Source organism: Erysipelothrix larvae, from assembly GCF_001545095.1.
Lineage (GTDB): Bacteria > Bacillota_I > Bacilli_A > Erysipelotrichales > Erysipelotrichaceae > Erysipelothrix > Erysipelothrix larvae.
In genome coordinates this window covers 848,652-863,761 of record NZ_CP013213.1, presented here as the reverse complement: position 1 = coordinate 863,761, position 15,110 = coordinate 848,652, and the positions used below count along the sequence as shown (strand labels likewise).

At 38.2% G+C, this 15,110-nt stretch carries 12 protein-coding genes; 2 read left to right on the top strand and 10 right to left on the bottom strand.

Features of this window, described 5'->3' with window-relative positions:
• Window positions 1–11 precede the first annotated feature (11 nt).
• The 9 genes from AOC36_RS03925 to AOC36_RS03885 all read right to left on the bottom strand — a co-directional run bounded on the left by AOC36_RS03925 (window position 12) and on the right by AOC36_RS03885 (window position 13,108).
• Entirely contained in the window at window positions 12–1,475 is a 1,464-nt protein-coding gene (locus AOC36_RS03925; RefSeq protein ID WP_067631639.1) for an ATP-binding cassette domain-containing protein, read from the bottom strand.
• 37 nt (window positions 1,476–1,512) lie between these two features.
• Window positions 1,513–3,351, bottom strand: coding sequence for an ABC transporter permease subunit (locus tag AOC36_RS03920; RefSeq protein WP_067631637.1), 1,839 nt, complete (start codon window positions 3,349–3,351; stop codon window positions 1,513–1,515).
• 19 nt (window positions 3,352–3,370) lie between these two features.
• Window positions 3,371–4,345, bottom strand: a complete 975-nt coding sequence (locus AOC36_RS03915; protein WP_067631635.1) for an ABC transporter permease — start codon at window positions 4,343–4,345, stop codon at window positions 3,371–3,373.
• A 90-nt stretch (window positions 4,346–4,435) separates the two neighbouring features.
• The gene (locus tag AOC36_RS03910; RefSeq protein WP_067631633.1) at window positions 4,436–6,235 is read right to left on the bottom strand and encodes an ABC transporter substrate-binding protein; all 1,800 of its coding nucleotides are present in this window, start codon (window positions 6,233–6,235) and stop codon (window positions 4,436–4,438) included.
• A gap of 640 nt (window positions 6,236–6,875) precedes the next feature.
• Window positions 6,876–8,282 (bottom strand): dihydrolipoyl dehydrogenase, encoded by a 1,407-nt coding sequence (lpdA, locus tag AOC36_RS03905; RefSeq protein WP_067631631.1) that lies wholly within the window; start codon window positions 8,280–8,282, stop codon window positions 6,876–6,878.
• A gap of 4 nt (window positions 8,283–8,286) precedes the next feature.
• Entirely contained in the window at window positions 8,287–9,894 is a 1,608-nt protein-coding gene (locus tag AOC36_RS03900) for a dihydrolipoyllysine-residue acetyltransferase (protein ID WP_067631629.1), read from the bottom strand.
• A gap of 11 nt (window positions 9,895–9,905) precedes the next feature.
• Window positions 9,906–10,886 carry an alpha-ketoacid dehydrogenase subunit beta gene (locus tag AOC36_RS03895; protein WP_067631627.1) on the bottom strand — a complete coding sequence of 327 codons (981 nt, stop codon included), beginning with the start codon at window positions 10,884–10,886 and terminating at the stop codon, window positions 9,906–9,908.
• Window positions 10,886–12,001, bottom strand: a complete 1,116-nt coding sequence (pdhA, locus tag AOC36_RS03890) for a pyruvate dehydrogenase (acetyl-transferring) E1 component subunit alpha (protein WP_067631625.1) — start codon at window positions 11,999–12,001, stop codon at window positions 10,886–10,888. Before pdhA ends, AOC36_RS03895 begins: the two co-directional genes overlap by 1 nt.
• Window positions 12,002–12,097: 96 nt before the next feature.
• On the bottom strand, window positions 12,098–13,108 hold the full coding sequence (locus tag AOC36_RS03885) for a lipoate--protein ligase (protein WP_067631624.1): 1,011 nt from the start codon (window positions 13,106–13,108) through the stop codon (window positions 12,098–12,100).
• Window positions 13,109–13,187: 79 nt separating this feature from the next.
• On the opposite strand from AOC36_RS03885, the gene AOC36_RS03880 reads away from it, so the two are divergent.
• Window positions 13,188–13,598 (top strand): DUF2721 domain-containing protein, encoded by a 411-nt coding sequence (locus tag AOC36_RS03880; protein ID WP_067631622.1) that lies wholly within the window; start codon window positions 13,188–13,190, stop codon window positions 13,596–13,598.
• Here the strand turns inward: AOC36_RS03880 and AOC36_RS03875 are convergent.
• The gene (locus AOC36_RS03875; RefSeq protein ID WP_067631620.1) at window positions 13,595–13,951 is read right to left on the bottom strand and encodes a hypothetical protein; all 357 of its coding nucleotides are present in this window, start codon (window positions 13,949–13,951) and stop codon (window positions 13,595–13,597) included. The two genes, AOC36_RS03880 and AOC36_RS03875, sit on opposite strands and share 4 nt — an antisense overlap.
• A 49-nt stretch (window positions 13,952–14,000) precedes the next feature.
• Here AOC36_RS03875 and AOC36_RS03870 point away from each other — a divergent pair, with 49 nt between their 5' ends.
• Window positions 14,001–15,050 carry a M24 family metallopeptidase gene (locus tag AOC36_RS03870; RefSeq protein ID WP_067631618.1) on the top strand — a complete coding sequence of 350 codons (1,050 nt, stop codon included), beginning with the start codon at window positions 14,001–14,003 and terminating at the stop codon, window positions 15,048–15,050.
• Window positions 15,051–15,110: the final 60 nt, after the last annotated feature.

Genomic DNA, 15,110 nt, shown 5'->3' with positions numbered 1-15,110 from the left:
TTTTGACCCTCCTAGACACTTTCTTTATTCTTTAAACGGCACGCTACAAAGTGACCTGGGGACACTTCATGCCAATCATTGTCCGCTTCGCCTGTTTCTTTGAAACCAAAATCAAAGACATCGTTTTCGGTATAGAGCGGTAGCGGTTCAATAATTTCACCTGGTTTTGTCATTTTAGGAATTGCATTCAACAATTGCCGTGTATAAGGGTGTTGAGGATTATCAAAGATTTCTTCAGCAGGTGCTAATTCAACTAAGTTACCAAAGTACATAACACCAATACGATCACTAATAAAACGAACAACACCCAAGTCATGGGTAATAAACAAGTACGTTAAATTATTTTCATCCTTTAAATCTTGAAGCAAGTTGATAACTTGAGACTGAATGGATACGTCAAGTGCACTAACCGCTTCATCGCATACGATAAATCGTGGATTAAGTGCTAAAGCACGTGCAATCCCAATTCTTTGACGTTGACCCCCAGAGAATTGGTGTGGATAACGGTGAATATATTCTGGTGCTAATCCACACTTTTGCATAATATCTTCAATATACTCTTGGTATCCTTCGCTCTTATTACTGTCGAAGATACCATGTGCAACAAGACCTTCACCAATGATGTTCCCTACAGTAAACCGTGGGTCTAATGATGAATATGGATCTTGGAAGATGATTTGTAAATCCTTACGTAAATCACGCATTTCTGTTTTCGTTAATGAAGATAAATCAATTCCGTTATCAAGCATTGACTCGAAGGTATCAAATTCAGGATTTGAACGCAATGAATCTTTGAGTTTTTCAACTTTTTCATCAACACTAACAAGTTCTTTTTCAGCTTGATCAAGTTTACTCTTAAATCCAGAAATCTTCGTAGATTTCGAAGGATCTTCACCACGTGCTTCTAAACGTGTTGTTTCAAACTCAATCCCTTTAATATATTTTGATACAGCAGAACCTTTGTGATACTTTTCAAGTAACACTGATTTCACTTCATCTAAGTTGCTGTGAACAAGTAGTCCACCTGCTAAACGCAGAATATTCCCGTATTTCTTTTCAAAATCAATTTTCGCATGGCGCAATTCTTCGACATGAACTGCTGAAGTTCCTGTTTCTTGAGCTGCCAACTTTTCGATTTCTTTAAGTTTCTCAAGATCATGTTTGTAACCTTTGAATACTTTAGGAATAGATTTATAACATGCTTCAACATAACTTGGCATCATAGACTCTATCGTGTCACCATAGTACAGTGATACTCCACCAGTTTGGTCATACAATTGAATCAATGTACGACCAAATGTAGATTTACCACATCCGGATTCACCAACAAGACCTAATGTTTCACCTTCGTGAATGTTGATTGAGATATCTTTATTTGCACGTACATATTGAACTTCTTTTTGAAAGACACTCTTCTTTTTCAATGGGAAGAACTTTTGTAAGTGGTCTACCTTTAATAGAATTTTTTCAGACATATTTTCGACTCCAATCTAATCGTTTCATACAAACCAATTACTTTTGATTTGCACGTGGATCAATAGCATCACGAAGTGCGTCACCAATTAAGTTTACAGTTAATGCAGCAAGAAGAACACATCCTGCTGGAAGAACCCATTGCCACCAGTAACGTTCGATAACAACAGAACTAATAACACCACTAAGCATATTCCCCCATGAAGGTGATGGAGGTTTAACTCCAAACCCTAAGTATGAAAGACCTGCTTCAGTAAGTAAGCTTGAAGCATACCCAAGTGTCATATTTACAATTATCATACTAAATACACTTGGAAGAATGTGTTTAATGATAATCACGTTTTCTTTTAATCCAAGCGCACGTGCAGCAAGTACGAAGTCTTTCTCACGTTCTGCAAGAATTTGACCACGAACAAGACGCGCCATACCTGGCCACGATAGAATCCCTAAGATAACCATAATTAACGTTAGACGTTGGTTCTCCGAGATAGATGGCGGTAAGAATGCGGATAAGGTAATCGCAAGTGGGAGGAATGGAAACGAGTTAATAACTTCTGCAATACGCATCAATAGATTATCAAGCCATCCACCGTAGAATCCTGAAATAAGACCTACAATCACTCCGATAATAAGAGAAATTAACACAGAAACCGCACCAACAGTTAAGGAAATTCGTCCACCATGAAGTAAACGTTCACCCATATCACGACCAAGGCTATCAGAACCAAAACGGAACCCGCCATGTCCCCAAGCAGTAATGCTATCATCATCATTTACAGCGTAAACTGAGAAGAAATTTGCGAATACAGTTTCAACGTTCTTAGCAGATACATTTGAAGGAATATTTAGAAGTCCAAAACGATCAGCACCCCATGTATAGAGTGTTCCGTTTTCATCAAGTGCCAAGAATGTTGAACGTGTTGAATAGATTTCAACAATTTTAGCGTCAAACTCAGGTATAACATTACGGCCTTCACCATAAGCTCCCCATGAATGAACTACACCCTGATCATCAAGAGCAATTACTGTATTTTCTGAAACTACAGTTTGAACAATGTTATACTCACCCGCTGCGAGCTCAGGAGATACAGCAGCAACTTCGTTACTACGAACTCCCAATGTTGTGATTGTTCCATCTTTCATTGTTAATACTAAGTTAAATGGTGCAACAGTAACATCTGCGATTTCACCTTGGACACTGTTTGGAATTGTGTCAAGATTATTCGCTAAAGTACTACCCCATACAATAACACGCCCTTTACCTGTTAAGATTACAGATACAGAAACTCCGGCGTCGATTTTCTTAATGGTATCCCCCATTAAGGATTGCTTAACTTCTGATGGAAAACTTGCTTCGTTAAAGTTATTCTCACCAGCACCGATGATATCACCAGTGTTAGTCAATGCGATAATGTGTCGTGAACCTGCTGCAATATCTACAATCGTTTTATCTTTTGTAAGTTCAACGATTTGTTCAACATTAACGTTTGATGCTGGGTTATTCCCCCAGAAATGAAGTTTACCATCCGTATCAAGTGCAACACTGAATGATACACCTGAAACGATCTTGTCAACATTTGAACCATTTAAGCTCTTATCAATTTTTAAATAGCTCGTACTTGGTCCTAAGTTTGCAAGTGTTGTTTCATGATTATATGGATTATATCCTGTATCAAGTGATGTTGAAATAAACACCAACGAGAATAACAAAATAAATCCCACAAGACCAATAACACCCAGTTTGTTTTCAAAGAAATTACGTGCAATTTGTTGAGTTGGGCTTACGATAACATCATCGAAGTTATCTTTTCTCCCACCTGGTAAAAATAGACTAGTAATTGTCTTTAAAAATGAAGTTTTCTTTTTCTTTTCACTCATAATTTTAAAAGGCTCCTAACTAATCAATTTTGACACGTGGATCAACAAGTGCATATCCAACGTCCATAATAATATTTGAAACAAGTGATAAAATTGCATAGAACATATTCATTGCAAGAATCAAGTTATAGTCAAGATTATTTACCCCTGCAATAAGAACACGTCCAATCCCATTCCATGCGAAGATTTGCTCAGTAATCGCCGCACCACCAAAGATACCCGGTATTGATCCCGCAACAATCGTTACAACTGGAATCAAAGCATTTCTAAATGCATGTGAGTAAATAACAACTTTTCCCGATACACCTTTTGCTCGTGCAGTTCGTATATAATCACTGCTTAATACATCCAGCATAGCATTTCGAATGTATCGAATTGTAGACGCAAAAGACCCAAGCGTAAGTGTCAATAATGGTAAAAACATAAATGGAAGAAGTTCCAAATAGTATCTAAGGCTACCATCATCAATCATACTTGGCATACCACTCATTGGAACTAAGTTCAATCTCAATGAGAAAACATATATTAGTAAAACAGCAATTAACAGTGTCGGCATTGACACGCCTACAATAGATGTTACTTGCCAGAATTTATCGAAAAACGATCCCTTTTTAACAGCGGAGCGAATCCCAACAAAAACAGAGATAACAAACGACAACACTAAAGAGGTAACATTTAAGATTATTGTGTTCTTAAGTGGACGAGCAACAACTTCAGTAACAGGTTTATTCATTGCGATTGAGTATCCAAGTTGACCTTTTAATGAATTCACAATCCAACGGATGTATTGTTCGAAGTAACTTGCATCCAATCCCATTCTTGCTCTCATTGCTTCATATGCAGCTTTATATTCTTCAGGATCTGTAATACTGTTTCCAAGCATCACTGCCACAGGATCGCCTGGCATCATTTGCACAAACGTAAATAAAAGAACCGAAATTATGATAACAACAGGAATAAGAGAAATTAATCTTTTTATTAGGTATTTAAACATTTTAATTCTCCTTTATAACAAAATGATAGGAAGTAACTGTAACAATCACTTCCTAATCACCACTTATTTAATTGCCTCTAAGAAAGAGGATTAATCTACATTTTGAATACGTAGGTACTCGAAGTTTTCTGAGAAGTCACTTAGTGAAGTGATCTTACCATCATAACCAGTTACACGTTTTGTGAAGAAGTCATGGTATTCATTTGAGTACAATGGAAGTTCTGGTAAGATATCATTCCATAGATCAACATACTCAACAAATGCATCAGCGAAAGCATCACGTTCTGCAGAATCTAAGAATCTCATCTTGTTGATTGTTGCATCAAGTTCTGGGCTGTTGATTTGGCTTGTGTTGATTGACTCAACATCTGCATACATTGACAATTCTGATTCACGGTCATAAATTGCAGTAAATCCTGAAGCCAAGTTGAATGCGCCATATTTGTTTTCTTCTAATCCATAGTAGTAGTTCAATAGAGTACTAAATGGTAGGTAGTCGATAACATAGTTAATACCAACTTCTTTAGCATTTGGTACTAAAGTACTATTAATCAAGTCTGTAACTTGGTTGTTTTCTGAACCAGCATGGTAGATTACTAATTGCTCACCAGCTTTATTGTAGCGGTATGTGCTCTTAGCTGAATCCCATGGAGTTGATCCATCTTCATTGTAAATATAGTCAGTGCTATCAAGTAATTCAGTAGCTTTAGAAACGTTTAATGCATATTGATTAATAACATTTGTAATTTCTTCTGAACGTTCTTGGTAGAACCATGATGATAATCCGTAAGGACCGTCAACAACTTTACCATATCCACCAGCGATTGATTCAACAAATGCGTTACGGTTTAGTAAGTAACCAACAGCTTGACGTACTTCTTTAACAGCAGTTGTAGTTTTTTGTGTTTTGAATGAAATCATTCCGTAACCGTTACGTGGGTAGCTTGTGAATGCAAGGCCGCTATCTTCAGCTCTTACTTCATTGATGTAATCTCCCTCAACGTTACCAGCAGAAATATCAATTTCGCCACGTTTTAGTGCATCAACAGCTTGTGATGAATCTACTTCACGGAATACTAATTTACCGATTTCTGCTTTAGCACCTTCATAGTTTCCAGCGTATTCAGCATTTAGGTCTAATGTTACAACACTGTCTTGGTTACTTACAAATTTGTAAGGTCCCCATGAGATTGTTGGAGCAAAACGTTCTTTTGTAGCAACTTGATCTACAGCAGCAACAATTTCTGCATCTGTATTTTCAAACTTGTTACCATCAGCATTTAACTTCATACCTGGGAAGTAAACATGTGATGGATAAGGTGAAGCAGCTACATAAGCTTTTTCATAGAAGTAAGGTAGGTATTCACCATCGATTGTTAATGAGAATGTTTTGTCATCAACTAATTTAACACCAGTGAATTCTCCACCAGCTTGATAGTCTGCATAACCAACGATTTCTTTCCAAACTGAAGCATCAAGAGTTGCTTGTGAGTTCCATGCTTTTGAAGCACGCCATAATACTTGGAATACATAATCCTTAGCAGTTACAGCTTCACCATCAGAATATTTAAGACCATCTTTGATTGTGAATGTGTATGTCTTGCTACCATCAGCATTTTCAGTAACTTCTTCAGTTGCTACTGTTGGGTTTACTTTATATTCACCTGTGTCGCGGTCGTTATAGTAAACACCATATCCATACAATGCATTCATGATCCAAAGATCATATGAGCTATTTGTGAAACCTGGAACAAAACTTCCGTTTATTGCCGCAGGAACACCGATCGTAAATGTTTCAGCGCTTTGATCTTCAACAAGTGCAGTACCTGAGCCACCGCATCCTGTTAAGACAAGAAGTGCTGATAGAAATACGGCTAGTAATTTCTTCATAATTCTCCTCCTTAGAAATCAATACAGTTGTCGTTCTGTATGAAATTTATTATATACTATTGAAATCAAAAGTCAACGCTTTTTCATAGACAATTCAAAAGAATGTAATTTTTTTACAAAAATATTCTGAAAATTGTTTCATAATTTGTCCTTATAAATCAACAGTTTCATTATCGATGATTTCACAGAAAGTTCACAAAACACACTATTTAGTGCCTTTATCAATATTTTTTATACAGTGTCTTTCGCATCAATACCAAAATGATCCCCTTACAACACTTTCTTTATGTGAAAAAATTATTTTATTAAATTCAAGTATTTTTATGTCAATAACCTTGATTTATTGCTGATATTGAAATCATTTATACTGATTTATGCTCAATTTTTGTCCTTTCACCACATATTGTTATTAATTTATCGAAGTACTATGATATCAATCACCCTCATTTGTCTGATGTATAGATCGGGAGGGTTCAACAATTTTGACCATCGAAGTCAAAAATTGGATTTTTTCCTACAAGAATCGGGACTTTTTTAACGCAAGATGTGAGTTCCCTATATATATAGAAAAAGGAGCCTTGGAAATGAGGGTTAATTCCCATTTACAAAAAGCTCCTTTTGTCAATGTTTTAAATCAATATTAGACGTGAATTGGTAATCCAAGTGCAATTTCAGTTGCGTCCATGATGGTTTCACCCAATGTTGGGTGTGCATGGATTGTTAATGCGATGTCTTCGACATTCAAACGTGATTCAACTGCAACAGCAAGTTCACCAATTAGATCTGATGCACCGACACCTGCAACTTGACCACCTAATAACAAGCCTGTATCTGCTTCAGAAACTAGACGAACAAATCCTTCAGTTGCATTGAGAGACAATGCACGACCGTTTGCTCCAAATGGGAACTTCGATACTTTAACATTTAGTCCTTGTTCTTTTGCTTCTTTTTCAGTAAGTCCCACAGTTGCAAGTTCTGGATCTGTAAAACATACAGCAGGCATTGCAACATAGTCAATTTCTACAGGTTTACCAGAAATAGCTTCTGCAGCAATTTTCGCTTCATAGGAAGCTTTGTGTGCTAAAGCAAGCCCTGGTGTAATGTCTCCGATTGCAAAAATATGATGTTGACTCGTACGCCCTTGTTTATCGACTTTAATGAGTCCACGATCTGTAGTTTCAATACGGGCTACTTCAAGTCCTAAATCATCGGTATTTGGACGACGACCTACTGTAACCATAACATAGTCTGCTTCAATGGTATGTTCTTTCCCTTCAGCTTCATAGGTTACTGAAACACCCTTATCATTTTCAACGGCATTTTTTGCCATAGCATTGGTTACAATCGTAACGCCTTTTTTCTTGAAGTTATCAACAGCAAGTTTTGTCATGTCTGCATCAAATTGTGCAAGAATTGATGGAAGTCCTTCAAGAATCGTCACTTCTGCACCTAAGTTTGCATAAGCACCCGCGAGTTCACTCCCAATATATCCGCCACCAATAACAACCAATTTCTTAGGCACTTCTTTAAGGTTTAAGCCACCGGTTGAATCTAAAATGCGTTTTCCAAATTTGAAGCCTTTAATTTCAATTGGACGGCTTCCTGTTGCGATAATTGCATGTTTAAAGGTATACGATTGCGCTGTTTCATCCGTTACAACACGCAGTTGATTGGTATCATTAAAGAATGCTGTTCCACGAATAATTTCAACTTTGTTTTTCTTTAAAAGCATTTCAACACCTTTAGTCAGTGTTTTAACAACTTTTTCATCTTTCCATTTTTGAGTTTGGGTAAAATCAAGTTTTACACCTTCAGCACTGACACCAAATGTTTCTGAGTGTTGCGCTTCTTGGAATCGATGTCCTGCATTAATCAGTGCTTTTGATGGAATACACCCAACATTAAGACATACACCACCAATTGCATCTTTTTCAATTATTGCGACTTTTTGTCCCATTTGTGCTGCACGAATTGCCGCAACATAACCACCAGGACCTGATCCAATCACAACTGTTTCAAGCTCTAAAGCTAAATCTCCAACTACCATACAATTACACCTCCATTAAGAGAAGTTCGGGTTCACTCAATAAGCGCTTAAGTTCGTTCATTGCATTTTGAGCAGTCATACCATCAATAATGCGGTGATCAAAACTTAACGACAATGCGAGCATTTGTCCAACTCCTACAGTACCATCTTCAAGAATTACAGGTTTCTTTTCTATACGTCCTACACCAAGAATTGCGACTTCTGGGAAGTTAATGATCGGTGTAAACCATAAGCCACGTGCTGAACCAATATTACTAATTGTAATGGTACCATCACGCATATCTGGACCCGCTAACTTACCATCATTGGCAGCTTTAGCAAGTGTATTAATTTCATTAGCAACGGTAAAGATTCCTTTCTTATCAGCATCTTTAACATTTGGCACATAAAGTCCATGAGGTGTATCAGCAGCAATTCCAATATTGTAGAAGTTTTTGTATACTATTTCTTCATTTACTTCATCAACACTTGCATTGAGCACTGGATATTTACGAACTACAGCTACGAGTGCTTTCACAATGTATGGAAGGAATGTTAATTTGACATCTTGTTGCGCTGCAACGTCTTTGAAACGTTTGCGATGAGCAACAAGTTTTGATACTTCAACTTCATCAAAGAGTGTAACATGTGGTGCTTTTGACTTAGAGTTAAGCATTGCTTTCGCAATTGCTTTACGTGTTGGTGTCATTTTTTCACGGGTTACATTTCCTGTTGTGACTACAGCAACAGCAGGTGCCTCAACTTTAACAGGTGCAGCAGCCACTGTTGTGGTTGGAGCTGAAGCAGTTTGAGTAGGTGCTGTCTGAGTTTCAGGACGTGCACCACCTAAGAATGCATCAACATCTTTCTTTGTAACATGACCATGTTTACCTGTTGAAGCGACTTGTGTTAAGTCTACGCCTTTTTCACGTGCGTATTGACGGACTGAAGGAAGTGCCAAAACACGTCCTGCAACTGTATTACTTGCATGTGAAACTGAGTTTTCTGTAGGTTGAACTGCAGGTGCTTGTGGTGTTGGTACGTGTGCACCAGCATCTTGAAGACCGTGTCCACTTGCACCTGAAATTTCAACAAGTGCATCGCCGACAGTTGCAACCGTTCCAGGTTGAACTAAGATTTTTGCGACAACCCCATTCACTGGTGATGGGATTTCTTGAACTAATTTATCATTTTGTACTTCAAGGAGTGGTGCATCTTCAGATACACGCTCACCCTCTTTAACAAACCATTGTACAATTTCACCTTCCGCAATCCCTTCACCAACATCTGGTAAATGGAATGTGAATGATGCCCCACTTGATGCAGGTGCACTTGGTGCAGGAACACTTGGCGCAGGGTCTGCTTGTTTTGGTGCTTCAGGAGCACTTGCATGTCCTTGAGCTTCAATTTCGATCAATGGATCACCAACGGTTGCGATTGTTCCTGCTGGAACTAAAATTTTCGTGATGGTTCCACTAACAGGAGAAGGAACTTCTTGTAGTAATTTATCATTTTGCACTTCTAATAAGGGTGCATCTTCTGTAATTGTATCGCCTTCTTTAACGAACCATTGTACGATTTCGCCTTCAGCGATGCCTTCGCCAACATCTGGCATTTTAAATACGAATGACATATTTCTCCTCCTTAATCAAAAGCTACGATTTCTTTAACTTTTGCAATGATATCTTCTTCATTTGGTAGCCAATCATGTTCAGCTAAACCAAATGGGAATATTGTATCCGGAGCTGCAACACGACCAATTGGTGCTTTTAGGTTTAAAATCGCACGTTCAGCGATTTCAGCCATCACTGCAGCACCTACACCTGCTTGACGTTGTGCTTCTTGAACAACCACTAAGCGTCCAGTTTTTTCAACTGATTTCACAATTGTATTGATATCAAGTGGTTGCACAGTACGTAAGTCAATTACTTCAACAGAAATTCCTTCTGCTTTTAGTTTTTCACTTGCTTTTAGTGCTTCACGTACCATATATCCATACGTTACGATGGTTATATCGTTTCCTTCTAGGGAAACGTTTGCTTTGTCTAAAGGTACTGTGTAGTATCCCTCAGGCACTTCTTCACGGAATGAACGGTATAGCTTCATGTGTTCTAAATAGACAACCGGGTCATTATTTTCAATGGATGCAAGTAAAAGTCCTTTTGCATCGTATGGGTTACTTGGGATTACAACACGAAGTCCTGGTGAATGAGCCATTAACCCTTCAAGGTTATCAGAGTGTAATTCCGGTGTATGAACACCACCACCAAATGGTGAACGAATGGTAATTGGCATATGACGTGTACCGCCTAAACGATAACGAGTACGTGCCATTTGTGCGACGATTGAGTCCATCACTTCGAAAACAAATCCAAAGAATTGAATTTCAGGAATTGGACGGTATTTTTCAAGCGCTAAACCAATTGCAAGTCCACCGATTCCAGATTCCGCAAGCGGAGTATTGAATACGCGGTCTTCGCCATGTTTTGCTTGTAGACCTTCTGTTGCCCGGAAAACGCCTCCGTTTAGTCCTACGTCTTCACCAAAGATTAATGTGTTTTCATCACGTTCTAAGGCAATATCAAGCGCTTGTGTAATGGCTTGAATCATTGTTAGCTGTGCCATTATTTGCCCTCCTTCGCTTCAAAAGTAGCGATTTGTTCTTCAATAGTGTTGGTTGGTACTTCAAACATATTCTTCAAGAAGTCTGATACTTTTTGTTTTGGTGCTTGGTCTGCCAACTTCACTGCATCTTTAATTTCTTGATCTACTTTTTCAATAAGTGCTGTTTCTTTTGCTTCATCCCATAGTCCTTTTTCAGTGAGGTAAATACGGAAACGAATCAATGGGTCTTTGTTATCCCATTCATCAAAGCTTGCTTGATCTCGATAACGTTTAGGGTCATCACCGGATAATGAGTGCGGACCAAAACGAGATGTCAGTGTTTCAATTAAGACTGGACCATTGCCTGCGATTGCCCAATCACGTGCTGCTTTGGATACTGCATACATTGCAAGTGGGTCCATACCATCCACAATAACACCTGGGATCCCTGCAGCAACTGCTTTTTGTCCCAATGTTTTCGCAGCAGTTTGTAAGCTACGTGGTGTTGAGATTGCATAACCATTATTTTGAATATAGAATACTACCGGTGCTTTAAATGCCCCTGCATAGTTGATACCTTCATAGAAATCACCTTGTGAAGAACCACCATCACCTGTATACGTAAATGCAACCTGTTTTTTTCCACGTTTTTTAAGTCCAAGACCTGCCCCTGCAGCTTGAACAATTTGAGCCCCAATAATAATTTGTGGTGGCATTGCATTTAAATCTTCTGGATAAATGTTTCCTTCAACATGGCCACGACTCCATAAGAATGCTTTGTGTAGTGGAAGTCCATGTTGTACAAGTTGCGGAATATCACGATAACCTGGGAATAAGATATCCCCTTTATCAAATGCAAAATGACTTGCTAACTGACTTGCTTCTTGACCTGCAGTTGGTGCAAAAAATCCAAGACGTCCTTGACGTGCTAAGGTTGTTGAACGATCATTGAGTGCACGTGACCATAACATACGAGAAAAGAGTTCAACTAATTCCTCGTCCTTTAGATCAGGAACAAGATCTTCATTAACAATTTTTCCAGTTTCATCTAAAATCTGGACAGTTGGAAAAATCGCATCAACACTTTCAACTTGTTTTGCGAAGTCCAACGGGTTAAAACTTTTTACTTTTGCCATTGTATTTCCATTCCCTTCATTTCATAGGTCGTTTTTTAGACCATATATTCATATTTAATCATTTAAACAGCAGGGTTTCAACGATAGTGCCTTGAATTAAACTGACTCGTGTGTTAACGAATTCTCAAACATCAAATTTAGGATTTCGTCAAGGGTAATTAATCCAAAATATGTCTTCATATCAAACTGTTCTAAACATGCTTTTACATCGGTTTCTTTATAGCGAACGCCGACCAAACGCGCTTCAACATCCGCAACATCATGAAGTCCAAGATAATCACCGATAAACCGACAGTGTTTGATTCTACCTTCTTCTACTTCAAGATTTGTTTCAAGTTTGCCGCCTGTAAATCGTCGGGAGTTGACATAATTAAACTCAGGAGATTGCCCATAAATCCAATCCCACGTTGAAAAACGATTTAACGCTTCAAACTCAATTGCCGCAATGTCTTTTTCTGAAAGTATTATTTCTTCATCTTGTCCATGATTTGATAGATAATAATGCAGTTCATCCCAAAAACTCTGAAGTGTTGTATCCTTTGGTAAATGTTCTTTAATAGTCGTGACACGTGAGCGTACTGATTTAACGCCTTTTGATACAAATTTATCCGGTGCAACATTAAGCGCTTTTACCATATCTTCGATATTGACATCATAAATCAATGTTCCATGATGCATGAGTCGACCATTTGCCATCCGTTGTGCATTTCCCGAGATCTTTAAACCATCAATAAGAATGTCATTTCTTCCTGATGCTTGTGCTTCAACACCCATTGCCTTTAAGGCATCAATCACAGGTTGTACATACTTTTTATAGTTCACTTTCCCTGGATCATCGACTTTAGTGATGATGGTAAAGTTAAGATTTCCAAAATCATGATAAACCGCACCGCCCCCTGATACGCGACGCGCAACATGAATTCCACGTTCATCAATAAAACGCTGATTGATTTCCTCCGATGCATTTTGATTTTTACCGATGATGACTGAGGGTTCATTTTGCCATAAGAAGAAAAAGTCCTCATCTTCATCAATATATTTCATTGCATACTCATCCAACGCTAAGTTGAAATATGGATTTGTTGATTCATTTCTTAAAAACTTCATCGCAAGCCTCCTTTATCTCACCTCCTATTTTAGGTATAATAATGTTATTATGCAAGCAAACATTGTAAAGGAGTATGTTATGGAATTCACATTACAAACGCCAGCATTAATTTTCCCTGCGATTTCGCTGTTAATGCTCGCTTACACAAATCGATTTTTAACGTTGGCAGGACTCGTTAGAGATCTGGCGAAAGAACAGGAACGAAAAAATGATCCTAATGTTTTAGAACAGATTAAAAATCTTCAACACCGCATGAAGTTAATACGCGCTATGCAAATATGGGGTGCACTTGCCTTCACGTTTGCTGTCATGAGTATGCTTATGATTATGATAAAAGGCGCACTTCCTTATGCCCCTTATGTATTTGGAATCAGCTTATTGTTTTTATTGGTTTCGCTTGGATATCTTGTAAAAGAACTCCACATTTCAATTCATGCACTCACCCTTCAGTTGGACAAAATAAAAGAAGAGAACACAGTCTCTCCCTAATTCATCCTACGATTGGAATCCGTAACAGTATCAATGAGCTCACTGAGCGCATCAAATGCTGGTTTGATTTGTTCCATATTAACACGGCCACCATGATTCATCACAAAGTAGTCAACAAGTGGCAATACATTTTTAAGTCTCAATGCTTCTTTAAACGCACTGAGAAATTCAATCATTTCATTTCGAATCATCTCATCACTCACACCGACTTCTACCTCTTGTGTTAGCTGATCGAAATCATCTTCAATCTCATAAAGACTAATTGGTCTAAACGATGGCAACACGAGTTGAGGACCGGTCGATAAGTTACCGTTACTAATAACAATCGTAAAACGTTCTTGATCTTTTACCATCGATATCACCTCTAAGTACATTATACCATAAAATAAAAAGGAGACTTATATGACACGCATTGATCATCTCAAAAATACTTTATCTCAAGACGCAATGATTATATCAAACCCAATTTCTATCTACTATTACATTGGTCAAGAATTTGATGTGGGCGAACGTCTTTTAGCACTTATTATTAATAAAGACAAAGCACCCGTTCTGTTTCTCAATGAAATGTTTGAGAATAAAACATCAATTCAAACAGTGGCATTCAAAGACAGTGACGATATTAAAACGCTCTTAAGTGATGCCCTCCCTCAAACCGGAGCGATTGCGGTAGATGGCGGATTTAGTGCAAAGTTTTTACTTCCGCTCTTTAGACAAGGCAGAACCTTTGTTGATGGTTCTTATTTAATTGAATCACAACGTGCCATCAAAACAAAAGAAGAACAAGACGCTTTGCGCCATGCATCAAAACTTAACGATGACATCATGGCATCCCTCGTTCCCCTTTTTAAAGAAGGCGTCAGTGAGCGTGAACTTGCAGACATAATTCTTAAACAACAAAGTACACATCCACTCAGTGGTCCAAGTTTCACACCGATTGTCCTTTTCTCAGAAAACATTGCAAATCCCCATGGACTCCCAAGTAACCGCACGTTAAAAAAAGGCGATGCAATCTTAGTCGACATGGGTGGTATTTATAACCATTATTGTTCAGATATGACCCGCACCTTTTTCTATGGTTCAAACCCTGAACTTGAAACACTTTATCACATTGTGCTTAAGGCAAATCTTGCTGCAATAGATACAGTTAAACCAGGGGTTAAGTTGTCAGATATTGATAAGGCAGCTCGGGATGTAATCACTCAGGCAGGATATGGTGCACAGTTTATTCATCGAACAGGCCATGGCATTGGGATTGAATGTCATGAAACCTTGGATGTATCTTCATCCAATGATACGATTGTTCAAGATGGCATGTGTTTTTCAATCGAACCTGGAATTTACGTGAAAGGATTGGGCGGAATTCGAATCGAAGACTTGGTAATCGTCACATCGGATGGATGTGATGTAATCAACACCTTTCCAAAAGGACTTGAAGAAAACAGACTTTAGTACTATAAGACGATGCTTCAAGACACACTCTGTTTTGAGGTGACTTAATCAAACAAAGAC

Excerpts from the sequence above, each read along its gene's own strand:
- AOC36_RS03925 (WP_067631639.1), bottom strand. The coding sequence starts at position 1,475 with ATGTCTGAAAAAATTCTATTAAAGGTAGACCACTTACAAAAGTTCTTC.
- AOC36_RS03920 (WP_067631637.1), bottom strand. The coding sequence starts at position 3,351 with ATGAGTGAAAAGAAAAAGAAAACTTCATTTTTAAAGACAATTACTAGT.
- AOC36_RS03915 (WP_067631635.1), bottom strand. The coding sequence starts at position 4,345 with ATGTTTAAATACCTAATAAAAAGATTAATTTCTCTTATTCCTGTTGTT.
- AOC36_RS03910 (WP_067631633.1), bottom strand. The coding sequence starts at position 6,235 with ATGAAGAAATTACTAGCCGTATTTCTATCAGCACTTCTTGTCTTAACA.
- lpdA (WP_067631631.1), bottom strand. The coding sequence starts at position 8,282 with ATGGTAGTTGGAGATTTAGCTTTAGAGCTTGAAACAGTTGTGATTGGA.
- AOC36_RS03900 (WP_067631629.1), bottom strand. The coding sequence starts at position 9,894 with ATGTCATTCGTATTTAAAATGCCAGATGTTGGCGAAGGCATCGCTGAA.
- AOC36_RS03895 (WP_067631627.1), bottom strand. The coding sequence starts at position 10,886 with ATGGCACAGCTAACAATGATTCAAGCCATTACACAAGCGCTTGATATT.
- pdhA (WP_067631625.1), bottom strand. The coding sequence starts at position 12,001 with ATGGCAAAAGTAAAAAGTTTTAACCCGTTGGACTTCGCAAAACAAGTT.
- AOC36_RS03885 (WP_067631624.1), bottom strand. The coding sequence starts at position 13,108 with ATGAAGTTTTTAAGAAATGAATCAACAAATCCATATTTCAACTTAGCG.
- AOC36_RS03880 (WP_067631622.1), top strand. The coding sequence starts at position 13,188 with ATGGAATTCACATTACAAACGCCAGCATTAATTTTCCCTGCGATTTCG.
- AOC36_RS03875 (WP_067631620.1), bottom strand. The coding sequence starts at position 13,951 with ATGGTAAAAGATCAAGAACGTTTTACGATTGTTATTAGTAACGGTAAC.
- AOC36_RS03870 (WP_067631618.1), top strand. The coding sequence starts at position 14,001 with ATGACACGCATTGATCATCTCAAAAATACTTTATCTCAAGACGCAATG.